This is a genomic window from Collinsella aerofaciens, from assembly GCF_015561195.1.
GTDB classification, from domain to species: Bacteria; Actinomycetota; Coriobacteriia; order Coriobacteriales; family Coriobacteriaceae; genus Collinsella; species Collinsella aerofaciens_AC.
On sequence record NZ_JADMSU010000008.1, the window covers coordinates 39,527 to 52,775 of the forward strand.

Below are 13,249 nucleotides of genomic sequence, written 5' to 3' on the forward strand. Positions count from 1 at the left end.
GCGCTACCAGAAAAACCCTACGCCGACGCGCTGTCGCGAGCCGCCTGGCATGTAGGAGTCTGACGCAGCGTAAGCGGCTTGTCCCCCGCCTCGGCCGACGTGGTCAGCGTATACGTGATCGTCGTCGTCTCGCCAGCATGCAGGTCAACGGTTCCCGAATAGCAGGGAACTCCGTGCCAAGTGGCAGCGAACAGTCCAAACTGAGTCCCCTCAACGGTTAGATCGGTAATGCTGCCGCCTGTCGGCGCAAACAGCGATACATACAAGCGCTCATCGTCACGCGAGGTCCCAGGCGCACTGGCCGCTACGTAGTCGGGCAGCTTACCTGCCTCCTCCTGCGTCATGATGTTCGTCAGGGTAACGGTGATGCGATACGAGCAAGCGCCGTCGCCGTTCTTCACGCCCTGACCAATCTGCGTATCGGCGTTCAGATACCAGTCGAGCTTGGAGAAGCTCAGGTTGTTAAAGTAGACACCAGCAACGGGATCTTCACTCGGGTCATCCGGATCGGGCAGCGAGGCGTCGATGTTCATCTCCTTGATAGCGTTCTGCTCGTCATCGTTTTTCATCCACGCGATCAGGCGGCCCTCTTCGGCACCGCGCTCAACGGCGCTGACAAGGTTCGCAACATCGACGTCGCCGATACCGCCAAGGATCTTGTCGAAGGCAGCGCTGGCGACGGATGCAAAGATGCCGTCCGACTCCTCGACCGGATAGTTCCAGTACACATCATGCATAAGCACCTTCGCCGCGTTAGTGCCGTCAACGACTGTACCGTCGGGCAGTGAAACATTACCCACGAGGCCCAACAGATACTGCAGGAATACCGGATCGATACCAATGACGCCATCGACGTCCTGACCATATTCAGACTTCCACAGCGCGGCAACACGCTGCGAATTACGGGGCCAGTCGGGCGAATAGGTGTTGCCCGAGATGTATAGGTTGCTGTGGTCACCAAACAGCGTCTCATCTTCTTCGTCGACGCTCTCAACCGCCCCGTCTTTGCTGCGCGCAATGCAGGGAACAAACTCGCCAATCGACATCTGGCCGTCGGTGACCGAAATCAGGCCCTGCGAACCGCCAAAGCCGCCGCAAGCACGAATCTCGACGTTGTTCATGGCGTACACAAGGTAGTTACGCGTCTGGCCGTTGGCGCCGAGCATCTGGGGAAGGACGGGGGCGACCTTCTCCGCCGCGTCAACCGCGCCGTTGAGGGTAGCAAAGCCGTCCTTGGCCTTATCGACCAGCTCGGTCACCTGGGAAATATGAGTATCGCCAATACCTTGGATCTTCTCGTTGGCGCTCTTGAACACCTTGGAGCTATCGGAGAGCGAATCGGCGACCGCCTGCAGCGCGGACACGTTAATCATGCCGTCCTGGAACAGCTTGCCGGGCGTGGCCTGCGAAAGGTTATCGGCCATGGGAACCAGCGCATTGCTCGAGACATCGGACAGGGCGTCGATCATGGTGCGGGCCGCATTGATGTCGCTGCCATACACCGGGATAAACGAAGCCGCCGTCCACAGCGGGCTCGAGGTCTCCGCCTTCATGCTGTCGCAGAGCTCATCAATCTTCTTCGCGTCGTCAGGCAGCGTCGAAAAATCGCCCGACGTGACCTTGTCCTTAAGGCCACCGACGATCTCGACGGCCTCCTTCGCTTCGCTCTTTACGGTCTTTGCCGAGTTAAGCAGCATAAAGCCGCTTGCGCCAAGCACAACGAGAAGCACCGCGACTACAGCGGCAATAATGGCGCCAGTGTGACGTTTTTTGCGCTCGCCCTTGCGATGGCGATGACGGACCAGGCCGTCAGAGGTCGAACTCGACGAAGTGTCGCTACCGTAGTTCAAGCCAAAATCGTAATAATCTTCCTTGGAACCCGAGCCCGCAAACTCGGCACCGCTATCATCCAGGCGGGCGAACGTGCCAGTCTCGGAGGCGCCGGTGTAAATCGTGCCAAGGTTACCCGTAAGCCCCGCGCCACCGGCAGAGGGAGTATTGTTGGCGGCCTTGCCGGCATTAACGTTGCTGGCGGCATTCGCGGCGTTGGTAGCACCTGCGTTGTTCGCGGGTACCGAAGGAGCCCCACTCGGCTGCGACGTGGAGGTTGCACCGCCCGCAAAGACATTCCCTCTTGCACGGCCGGTCTTTTTTGCCTTTTGTGACTGCTCGTACAGAGCGGTAAACATCGCCGTCTCGCCCGGGGACACGCGCTTACCGGAACCGCCCTGTCCAGCGCCGCCCGGCGTGCCGGCCTTACCAGCCCCGTTCGGACGCGGCGGAACTGCAGGACGGCCGCTATCGCTGCCCTTAAAGTGATTACCAGCCATAAAGAAATCCTCGCAATTGAGTCGCAATGAAAAAGTCCATAACGTTACTAGTTTATGGCATTTTGGACATCGACAGCTAAACTCCAGACACGGACATCAATTGGCGAAAATGCGGCACAACACCTTTTCTGTCTTGGCGGCGGCGCCAGCTACACCGTGAGGAACATCATCACGATGATCATGGCAAAGCCGATAAGGTCGGTCGGCAAAAACACCGTGCCCAGCATAACGGCGCTGGTGATGGTCGCCGAAACCGGCTCCACAGTTCCGATGAGACTCGCACGCACCGAGCCGATGTCCTTAACGCCCTGCATATAGAGCATGTAAGCAAAAAACGAGCCGATAACCACGAACACCGCGAGCGCCTCGACGCCGGCAGCGTCGAGTGCCGGCATATGCGCCCAAGGCTGCACGAAGACGCACGAGACCACGCCCGCCGTGAGCATTGCCGAGCCCGTGACGATGGGGCTGCCGTATTCGGGCAGGATCTTGGCGGGAATCACCGCCATACACGTGGCGCTGACCGCACACATAAGACCTGCTGCCAGGCCAAGCGGCGAGATATTCAGGCTGGTGGGGTCGCCGCCGGTGGCGATTAAAAAGGTTCCACCCAGAGCCAGGCCAATGCCGATGACTTCGCGAGTACGCGGCATGCGGCGATCGGTCACGCAGGTGTAGCCCATGATGATAACGAGCTGCAGGCACTGGAGCACCGTCGCGGTTCCGGCGTTCGTCAGGCGCACGGCCGAAAGATAGCAAAACTGGTTGAACAGCAGACCAAAGGCGGTAAAGAGCAGCAGCTGCTTGCGATCGGCGGGTGTGGTCCAGAGCTTAATCAGGCGCTCGCGGTCGCGCGTAACAACCACGGCCATAAAGAGTAGACCGGCGAGAATCTGACGCACGCTCATAAGCCACAAGGTGTCGACGTGGTAGGTATCGAACAGAAAGCTCGCGCTGGTGCCCGAGAAGCCCCAAAACGAACCGCCCACCAGCGTAGCCAAGACGCCCGTGATCATCTTGCGCGTCGAAGCGCTGTTCAGGCGGTCGCGCCATGCGCGACGGGTGTTGCGGCTGAGCTCGTCGGTGCCCTCGGGCACATCAATGTTCGATATATCGGTCATCGGCACCGAAGCCCCTGCGCCTTCGACCTGCTCGACACACTCTTTGCTCATTCCACTCCCCCGAAACAGTCTGGAAGCAATTCGGCTTACCTTACCACGGCGAAGGCACCAGCCGAAGGCTTGTCCGCTTATCGGTAGGACAATTCCGCAGGCGTCTTTCCATAGCTCGATACCGCAATGGCCTTGCATTATGCGACAGCCAAATCGCGGCAGCGGGCTCTTTTGAAATGGATATGACAAAGCTCCCGAATTCCACAATGTAAGCGATTTTTAAAAATGTTCTTGCCACCGAGTTCAGGCTCCGTTATATTATCCCTTGCGCGCTTGCGCACCCTTGATCGGGCGTTTAGCTCAGGGGGAGAGCGCTTCCCTGACACGGAAGAGGTCAGAAGTTCAAATCTTCTAACGCCCACCAAATGTTCGCAGCTCAGAGGCCATGTCCTCTGGGCTGTTTTGTTTTATGTCGCCAAATCCGCTGGCAGTTCCAACCGTCATCGCAACGTAGCATCAATTCACCTGACGAATGGCTGCCAAACATATTCAATACCCCAACATCAACAATAGCCAGGCACAAAACTGCGCCGCAAGCTGCTCCAACCGCCCAACTGGCCAAAAGCCGACCATCTACTTGCCGATCTATCCATCGGCATAACCAATCAGTCCGCACCGCAACTTCTCAGCAAAACGCCGCGATGTCTGCGCCCTGCGGTATCCTTGAGCCACTTGCACCTGCAGCACCAAGGAGCCGCCATGCGCACCGAGCTCGATGTCCCCTTTTCGCACAAAGAAGAAGCCAAGGCGCTGGGCGCCAAATGGGACCGAACCAAGAAGATCTGGTATGTACCCAGCGGCGTCAACCCCGAGCCCTTTGCCGAGTGGCTGCCCGGTGTTGACCGATCCGACCCCTCAGCGCCGTATATATATCTAGTACTGGGCAAGCGCGAGTGCTGGAAGTGTCACAAAGAGACCTCGGTCGCGGCCTTCGGCATTCCCTATCGAACCGATGACGGCAAGGGCATCGCCATCGCGCACGCGCCCAACGAAGCCGGGCACATTACCATCGACACGGCCAACGCCAACGCACTCGCCATCGTGCCCGCTCTTGGCTGCGTCCCGGGCGAGATCCGCGACTATCTTTCTAAGCGCTGCGGCTACAAGCCCGTAGGCGCGCGAGCCTCCAAAGCCCCGTCGCTCGGCAACACGTGCACCAGTTGCGACGCGCTGCAAGGCAGCCACTATCTGTTCGAAGAACCCACGTCCCCGTTTGCCCTCACCGCCATCAACAAGCTGCCGGCACTGGACTTTGTGCGTGTCGAAGTTGCCGGCGTCTTTGGCGTCCCGGCCACGCGCACCGACTTTGACCAGGCACTCTTTACTTGGGCACGCGACCATCACGCCGAGTTCCACAAGCAGCTCGGTGAGGGGATTTATTTGTAGGAACGGAGATGCCTTCACAGCCAGCTCCTCCGCATCACCTATCCCTCGTCGCCGGCATCGTACACGATATCGAGGCCACAAACAGGGCATTTCTCCTGATACACCGGCATATGAACGCCTGTCCGTTTTCTCGCTTCGTCGCTAAGTCTGTCGCGCGCATCGATGAACCAAATGTCGAGGCACGGTATTTGCGAGCCGCAGCAAGGACAGGCGACGACAAACGACCCGCAATCAACTTCTACGCTCGGAAACATCTTGTTGTCTATAAGGGCGCACGGCAGTTTTCCGTACTTCCCCATCGCAATATCGCCTCGCCAGCTCACGCTCGCTCCCCTCTCGCTATACAAATCAGGAAGAGCATGCACCAGCAGGCGTGCGCGAGATTGCATCGCCACGCGATCCGATCAAACAACACGATCGTAAAAGACCGCCAAAGCCAAATACGCTAATACGGCAGAAGCCCCACCTTTTCACGCTTCTTTTCCGAGCGATCGAACTCAATGCGATGGGCCTCAAGAAACACCGTATTGGGTCGCCACTGACGCTCATTCGGCTGCCTTAGCGTCGCACCCGCAAAGGAAGCGTAGTCGGTCTTATCCAGCAGGTACGATCCGCACAGCCGATATTCGCCGCAAACAGGCTCAAACGAAATCAGGTGAGCATCAAATAGGGAATGAAGGTCGCGCCGAAGCAGAATGCCGTTGCTGGCAACCTGCGATTTGGGTCCCGAGTAATTCTCGATATGTGCAGCCTCCAGAGCTTCGCTGACGCCGCAGTCCGACACCGCGCAACGACCGTCATAGGCGGCAACGAGCTGCTTGCGGAACCATTGTTGCCCCAATCGCTCGCGCCTTAACGCATAGCGGACCTTTTCGTCGTCGGTTGCACCCTGTCCGGCAAACTCAATATTGACGGGTACGTGCTTCAGATAACTCATGTCGGGCGCAAAACGAGGGTCCGGTCCGCCTTTATGAACAGGACCGTGCAAAACAAACCATCCGTTTTCCGGCTCGAACCGCTCAACAAACGCAAGGCCGAGCACCTTATAGCCCACCTCGGTTGCAAATATGACTCCGACTGGGACGCCACATTCCATGCAGTTGAGCATTTTACGGTTGTAATTCTGGTCTCGAAAACCAACGGTACCCGGCGCTTGAACCGAGTACTTAATGACCCACGTACCATCGTCCAAATAGAGCGGAGGCACATCGGTGTAGAAGCTCTTTTTAGAGTTATGGACCGAAAGCGCAAACGTCTTATTGGGATCTTGCTTCACCCGATCCTGGCCCGGCCAGAAGATCCCTGAATCCCGCGTTACGGGAAAGAAGTCCGAGCCAATTCTCAAACGATACTGATACTGAGGGCTATCTACCTTGGTGCGGTGCGGAAGGCTGGTCCAAACGCCGCCGCGCTGCTCCTCACCCAGAAACCACTCCCATGCCTCAACGTATTCGGAAGGCACGAGACTGCAGGCACGGTCATAGCTTGGTCCATCCATCAACGGAACAGCAAGGTCAATGTCGTTCATCGCCAACACCTACAACCATACGAACGCGAGTCATGCCCCTCAATAATATGGCCGAGAGTCAATTATTACGAGATCTCATTCCGCGATCGACACATCGTTGATGCTCTCGGTTTGCCGCTGGCGCGCTTGTACCCCGCTACCCCACTCCCCTGTATACTGATGTAGCACGTGTTTCATCCGGGCTTGTTGGGCCGGATTGTTCATGGGAGGGTCTTATGACTGCTTCGAATCCGCCTAAGGGGAGCGTTTCTTCTTCGTCCATCAAGCCGGTTACGCGCAAGGCCGTGCGCTGCCAGCGCGAGGTCGCCTGGCTTGTCACGCAGGCGGCGGGCAGGCTTGTAGCGACCACTCAGGACGTTAATGCGCCTACGCCGAGCTTTGTGTTAGCGGCGGCGCTGGCATCCTGTGCGCCAATTGGAGCTTGCCGCACAGGATGCCAGCGGCCACCTCGACTACCAGAATGTTATGGCGCCCGACCTGCAAACGTTCTGTCACATGGCCAAGTTGTCCGCCGCGCCCAATGCGCTTTCGGACGCAGGCTACATGTTTACGCTTTCGGGCGCGGACCTTATCCGCGACATCTATGCATACTGCAGCGAGCTCACCGAGCGCCACGTCTTTGACGCGGCAGAAGTCAAACCGGGATATGTCATCAAGCTGGTTCTTAGGCTGTTCTTGATGGACGGGTTCGGGGCCATGCCGGCGTAAGCCGAGTCTTTAGCATCACCGTCGACTGAGCAACAACCGCTTTACCTTAGTGGGCGCCAATCGAGGGTCGATTATTGGGTCGCCTCGTCCACTAACGCATTTATTCCACGCGCTCTGACAGTCGATATTTGCGGTTGCGGCTTGTCGACGGCGCCGTCGGCTCAAGCTCACCCTGCTCAATGAGCGCATTGACGCGTGCCCTAACCTGGGAAACCGTGAGTCCCGTGCGCTCCGCCAGTTCGCGCGTCCCCAATTCGCCGTAGCGCTTGAGTGCCGTCATAATCAAGTCCCCGCCATGATCGACCGACTCGATCTTTGAACGGTAAAGTACGACCTTGAACCGATCGAACCCCGGGCAGAACAGGGGCTCGGCCAGACCATGTGCGCGCATGGCATCGATCATCATCGGGATGCCCGAGCCATTGCCCTCAGCCGGCGAACCTGCGCCATCCGGCAGCGGGACAATCGACATGAGTTTCACGAGCGTCGCGTTACGGCATCGGGAGCTGCCGTCAAACAAGTTCTCGCGAGTCTTCCCTCCATAAAGGCCGCCGGGATTCGTCACCTCGATACGGTCGTCAAAAACGTCGACGGCGATCGATTGCCCACAGAACCGATCCCCGTATTCCCTGTGGATAACCGCGTTGGCGACTGCCTCGCGCAGGACCTCCTCGGGAATCTCCAGCGAGTCGATACGCGAGATGCCTTGGACGGTCGAGGTGCGGCGCAGGTTTTTGGCGACAGCCGCGACAGTATCCGAAATCATCTCGCCCAGGGTGCCCTCGCAGACTGTGCGGTCCATAAACCTTAGCGGTCCCGCAGCGCCCTTTTGAGTTCCCGCATGGACAGCTACATCAATGAAGAGCTTGGGATAGAACTGCTGAGGGTAAACGCCCGCGGCAAGGAGGCCAGCCTTGGTAACATTGCCCTGGGGGTCGAGGAAATTCAGACGCTCCATCTTTGTCTTCCTGTCCGTCGCACCGTGCATCGCTCGAGGCGTCAACGAATAGGCACGCTCTATCGTGCGGTCGACCAGCGACTCGTCGAGATCGCTCACACTCGTGCCGGGCACCGTATCGCGATCGCTAGGACTCGTCCGTTCGTATGACGACAGCGCCAAAACCTCGGTCGACGAAAGCGGCACGTCTTTGTCATCGATGCGCTTGTAGCTGCCGCCCTGGGCGCCCCGTTCTATTACATAGCAAGGCTTGCTCGACGGGCCGAGCTCCTCGATTGTGATGACGAGAACAACGGTACCCCGAAGCCCCACGCGCTCAATGGTGTATTTGGGCGGATTGGCCAGCTTTCCGCGACCGCCAGCATCGCCCATGCCCGCCACGAATTGGTTGAGCACTTTCTCGGTCTCAAAGTTTGCAACTGGGACAAAACCCGCGCGCTCGCTCACTCCGAGTACGATGATGCCGCCGGCGGTGTTTGCGAAAGCGCTGACCGTTTCCCATACGTCGCGGGAAAGCGTCGTGGCGCTCTCCTTGACCTCAACGTTAAGATCGTCCGAGCCCATGCGCCTTAAAGACTCGAGCAGACCGGTCAGTTCGTTTTCGTTCATCTGCACGTCCTTTCGCTCGGTTCTGCGAAGAATGCCGCGAATAGATTTCCTTCGTCTCTCAGTTATCTCTCGTAATTATCTCTCATCTTTCTGTTATCTCTCATATTAGAGAGGAGTGAGAGATGAAAGATAAGATGTCTGTCATCTGTTTCATTTAAACATGTTTTCGCTGGTAAAACAATCTATATTGAGACAATACCATGGTTGTCTGTCTCCTTGCAGCATTGTTATCTCTCATATTTATCTCTCATCTTTCTGTTATCTCTCGTATTAGAGACGAATGAGATATGAGAGATGTGCGGGCGGCGGATGAGCGTGGATTTTGGACGGTCGGGAAATGAGGGTGGATATTTGGACGGTTTTTGGGCGTTTTGAGGCTGATTCCGTCCGAAAATCCACTCTCATTCGATAGGCGTCCAAGTTTCCACGCTCGTGCGGTGAACGCGCGGGACCTTTGTCCAATCCGCCGGCATCGTCTTCAGTTCGCCGCAGAGCCGCGCCCCCATATGGGTATACTCTCGAGGATTCGACTCGATTCGCCCCCGCTGGGGCGTCAAAGGAGACTGCATATGCCCACCACCTCAACCGACCCGCGCGCCGCTGCCGCCGCACTGCTGGTGCCCGGCACTACCTGCCACGGCTTTGCCGTCGAGCGCTGCGAGACCGTACCCGAGCTCGACTCGGACGCCTACGTGCTTCGCCACACCGTCTCGGGCGCTCGCCTGCTGTACCTGGCGTGCGACGACGAAAACAAGGCCTTTGCCATTGGCTTTAAGACGCCGCCGGCCGATTCCACCGGCGTGTTCCATATTCTTGAGCACTCGGTGCTGTGCGGGTCGGCCAAGTTTCCCGTCAAGGAGCCGTTCGTGGACCTGATCAAGAGCTCCATGCAGACGTTCCTCAACGCCATGACCTACCCCGACAAGACCATCTACCCCGTCGCCACCACCAACGAGCAGGACCTCTACAACCTGATGGACGTGTACCTGGACGCGGTGTTCAACCCGGCCATCTATACCAAGCCCACCATTTTTGAGCAGGAGGGCTGGCACTACGAGCTGGACCTGCCGGAGAGCGCCGGGGGCGAGGGCGGCGACAGCTCCGCGAGCCTGCGCGAGGGCACGCTGCGCTATAACGGCGTAGTGTTCAACGAAATGAAGGGCGCGCTGTCCGACCCCATGAGCGTGCTGGACGACGCCGTCAACGCCGCGCTCTATCCCGACACCGCCTATGCGCACGAGAGTGGCGGCGACCCGCGCGCGATTCCCGCGCTCACCTACGAGCAGTTCCTGGACACGCACGCGCGCCACTACAATCCTTCCAACTCCTACATCACGCTCTACGGCGACCTGGACGTGGACCGCGCACTGGCCTTTTTGGACGAGCGCTATCTGTCGCAGCCGAGCGCTGCGAGCCGCCGCATGGACGCAGCCGTCGCCGCCGGCGAGAACCCGTCCACGCTGGCACCCAATCCGCTGGGCGTGCAAGCGCCCGTGACCTGCGAGTACAAGCGTGTCGAGATGGCCACCACGCCCGAGAACGCCTTGGTGGGCCTGGGCCTTGTGCTGGGCAGCGCGCTCGACCGCAAGCGCACGATCGCAGCGGACATCTTGTTTGAGGCGCTGCTGGGTTCCAACGAAGCGCCGGTTAAGAAGGCCATTCTGGCCGCCGGCCTGGGCGGCAACGTGGTGAGCTACACCGCGGCCGAGAGCCTGCAGCCCTACGAGCTCATCATGCTGCAAAACGCGCAGCCCGGCGTGGCGCGCGAGCTGCGCCGCGTGTTCCAAGACGCCTGCCGCAACCTGTGCGAGCACGGCGTTCCGCGCGAGCGCCTGGAGGCCATCATCAGCAGCAACGAATACGACCTGCGCCAGCGCGACTACGGTATCGCCGACGGCGTGGCCATTGCGTGCGACGCGCTGAGCACCTGGCTCTACGATGACGACGCCGCAACGTTGGCACTCAAGTACGGCCCGGTGTACGAGGAGCTGCGCGGCGAGCTGAACGGCAGCTACTTTGAGGACCTGCTGCGCGAGCTGGTGCTGCAGAACGACCACATGGCACTGGTCGAGCTGGTGCCGGTGGACGCCGCCGAGGGTTCGGAGGGTACCGAGGCCGCCGAGCTGACAGCCAAGCGCGACGCCATGAACGATGCCGAGCTGGCCGATGTGGTCGAGCGCACGGCCGTGCTGCGTGCCGCGCAGGAGGCCGAGGACACGCCCGAGGCCAAGGCCACGCTGCCGCGCCTGCGCGTGTCCGACATTGGCGAGGCGCGCCCCGAGCCGCCGCTCGTTGTGGACACGACCGCGCCCATCCCCTGTCTGCGCCACGGCATCCCCACCAACCGCCTGGCCTACGCCATGCAGTACTTCGACCTGAGTTGTGTCGCGTTTGAGGACCTGCCCTATGTGACGCTGCTCTGCCGCCTGCTCAAGCAGCTGCCCACGAGCGAGCATTCGGCCGAGGAGCTCGACAACCTGCTTGCCGGCAAGCTGGGTTTTTTGAGCTTCACGACCGAGGTCATGACCCAGCCCGACGTGGACGGCGTGCGCCCCTATCTGCTGGTGAGCGCCGGTGCCCTGTCCGAAAAAATCGATGCGCTGGCGAGCCTGCCGCGCGAGGTGTGGTCGAGCACGCTATTGCTCGACGCCGACGCCGACCGCGTGCGCGACGTGCTCACGCAGATTCGCATTGGGCTCGAGCAGGGCTTTATCAACAACGGTCACTCGGCGGCGCTCGGTCGCGCGATGAGCTACGGCTCGCCTTCAGCCGTGGTGCGCGAACAGCTTTCGGGCGTGGACTTCTACCTATTCCTGCGCGATCTGCTCGAGCACTTTGACGAGCGACTGGACGACCTGCGTGCCAAACTTGCCGAGCTGGCAGGCCGCATCTTTGTGGCCGACGGCTGCATGGCGAGCTTTACCGGCAGCGATGAGGACTTTGACGCGTACTGGGATGCCGCGGGCAACCTGGGGCTTGGCGCGGGCGATGGCGCCGGCCGCGACGCGCTCGTGGTGCCGGCGCCGTGCGACTGCCACGAGGCTTTCGTGATCCCCAGCGACATCTGCTTTGCCGCGCGTGCGTGCGATCCGCGTCGCTTGGGGCTCGACGTGACAGGCGCTTGGGCCGTGGCCGCCAACGCGCTCTCCTACGACTACCTGTGGAACGAGATCCGCGTGAAGGGCGGTGCATACGGCTGCGGATTCCGCGCAGCCGGCGAGCGCCAGACGGCGTTCTACACCTACCGCGACCCGGCGATCGACCCCTCGATTGAGCGCGTGGCGCGCGCAGGCGAATGGCTCGGCAGCTTTGAGCCCGACGAGGCCGCCTTCGAGGGCTTTATCGTGAGCTGCGTGAGCGGCATGGACGCGCCGGTGAAGCCGTACGCGCTCACCAAGCGCCGCAACACGACCTACCTGGCCGGGCTCGATCCGCACGCGCGCGAGGAGCGTCGCGCCCAGATGCTCGCCGCCACGCCCGGTGAGCTGCGCTCGCTCGGCGCCGATGTCACGCGCATCGCAGCCGAGTCGCCCACCTGCGTCTTTGGCGGCCGCGACGTCATCGCCAAGAGCAACGCCAACTTCAACGTAGTCGACCTGCTGGGCTAACCACAGCAAGCAAAACCACCACAAAGGGGACAGGCACCTTTGTGGTGGTTTTGACGTTTACCCAGATAAAACCTGTCAAAATAAACCTGTCCCTTTTTGGTAGGTTTGGGAGAGGGGGCTGGGATGGATAAGGCTGAGTTGCGGCGGGCGGTGATTGCTCGGCGTGATGCGATTGGGTTGGATGTGCGGGCGGCAAAGTCCGCTGCTATCTGTGCGCGGCTTGTTGAGCTGTTGGAGCGCTCGGATTCGGCGACGCCGCGTACCGTCGCCGTCTATGCCGCCATGGGTTCCGAGGCAGACCCAGCCGCGTTTGCCGCTGCGGCCGCCACGCGTGGCTGGCGCGCAGCCTATCCATGCATGCTCTCGGCAAGCGACGCCGCCGCATGCGGCCAGCGCATGTGCATGCGGGCACTCTCTGCCGGCGATGCATCCGAGGTCCCGTTTATCGCCCACCCCACGAGACCCTTCGCGGCCACGGACATCGACAGCGACCGCTTTCCCATCGTGCCCGCCGAAGCTCTCGACATGATCGTCGTTCCGCTCGTAGCCTTCAACCGCGCCGGCGCGCGCCTGGGCTACGGCGGTGGTTGCTACGACCGCTACCTGCCCACGCTTTCGGCCACATGCCAGATCATCGGCATCGCCTTTGACGAACAGCGCATCGACCACGTCCCCACCGACGCCCACGACCTGCCGCTGCCCAACATCATCAGCGCCTAACCGCTGGCGGGCTGCACCAAAAAAAATGAGCGTGGAAAATCTCCCACTTTGAGCCCCCTTACGAGCCAAAAACGGGAGATTATCCACGCTCATGTTGCAAACGTCCGTTTTTCCACGCTCGTCTGTCCAGATTTCCACGCTCATTCGGCAAGCGTCCGAAAATCCACGCTCGTGTGTCCGATAATCCACGCTCAACCAATACGCGTCCAGATTTCCACGCTCGTCCGTCC

The 13,249-nt window shown here is 60.1% G+C and carries 8 protein-coding genes and 1 tRNA gene; 5 read left to right on the plus strand and 4 right to left on the minus strand.

The window, feature by feature from the left end; genetic code table 11:
- Nucleotides 1–17: 17 nt before the first annotated feature.
- Complete coding sequence (locus tag I2H81_RS08135) at nucleotides 18–2,330, minus strand: DUF4012 domain-containing protein (protein ID WP_195645199.1); 2,313 nt, start codon at nucleotides 2,328–2,330, stop codon at nucleotides 18–20.
- A 149-nt stretch (nucleotides 2,331–2,479) separates the two neighbouring features.
- Nucleotides 2,480–3,502 carry a DMT family transporter gene (locus I2H81_RS08140; protein ID WP_195645200.1) on the minus strand — a complete coding sequence of 341 codons (1,023 nt, stop codon included), beginning with the start codon at nucleotides 3,500–3,502 and terminating at the stop codon, nucleotides 2,480–2,482.
- Between the two features lie 289 nt (nucleotides 3,503–3,791).
- On the opposite strand from I2H81_RS08140, the gene I2H81_RS08145 reads away from it, so the two are divergent.
- Both I2H81_RS08145 and I2H81_RS08150 read left to right on the plus strand, forming a co-directional pair.
- Nucleotides 3,792–3,866, plus strand: a tRNA-Val gene (locus I2H81_RS08145).
- Nucleotides 3,867–4,201: 335 nt separating this feature from the next.
- Nucleotides 4,202–4,888 carry a DUF5710 domain-containing protein gene (locus I2H81_RS08150; protein ID WP_195645201.1) on the plus strand — a complete coding sequence of 229 codons (687 nt, stop codon included), beginning with the start codon at nucleotides 4,202–4,204 and terminating at the stop codon, nucleotides 4,886–4,888.
- A gap of 445 nt (nucleotides 4,889–5,333) precedes the next feature.
- Here the strand turns inward: I2H81_RS08150 and I2H81_RS08155 are convergent, their stop codons facing one another.
- Nucleotides 5,334–6,416, minus strand: coding sequence for an HNH endonuclease (locus tag I2H81_RS08155; protein WP_195645202.1), 1,083 nt, complete (start codon nucleotides 6,414–6,416; stop codon nucleotides 5,334–5,336).
- 405 nt (nucleotides 6,417–6,821) lie between these two features.
- On the opposite strand from I2H81_RS08155, the gene I2H81_RS08160 reads away from it, so the two are divergent.
- Complete coding sequence (locus I2H81_RS08160; RefSeq protein ID WP_195645203.1) at nucleotides 6,822–7,124, plus strand: hypothetical protein; 303 nt, start codon at nucleotides 6,822–6,824, stop codon at nucleotides 7,122–7,124.
- 100 nt (nucleotides 7,125–7,224) lie between these two features.
- On the opposite strand, the gene I2H81_RS08165 is transcribed toward I2H81_RS08160, so the two are convergent.
- On the minus strand, nucleotides 7,225–8,691 hold the full coding sequence (locus I2H81_RS08165) for an ATP-binding protein (RefSeq protein ID WP_195645204.1): 1,467 nt from the start codon (nucleotides 8,689–8,691) through the stop codon (nucleotides 7,225–7,227).
- Nucleotides 8,692–9,260: 569 nt separating this feature from the next.
- Between I2H81_RS08165 and I2H81_RS08170 the strand changes: the two genes are divergently transcribed.
- Together I2H81_RS08170 and I2H81_RS08175 are read left to right on the plus strand one after the other, a co-directional pair.
- Nucleotides 9,261–12,299 (plus strand): insulinase family protein, encoded by a 3,039-nt coding sequence (locus I2H81_RS08170; protein WP_195645205.1) that lies wholly within the window; start codon nucleotides 9,261–9,263, stop codon nucleotides 12,297–12,299.
- Nucleotides 12,300–12,422: 123 nt separating this feature from the next.
- Nucleotides 12,423–13,019 (plus strand): 5-formyltetrahydrofolate cyclo-ligase, encoded by a 597-nt coding sequence (locus I2H81_RS08175; RefSeq protein ID WP_195645206.1) that lies wholly within the window; start codon nucleotides 12,423–12,425, stop codon nucleotides 13,017–13,019.
- Nucleotides 13,020–13,249 lie beyond the last annotated feature (230 nt).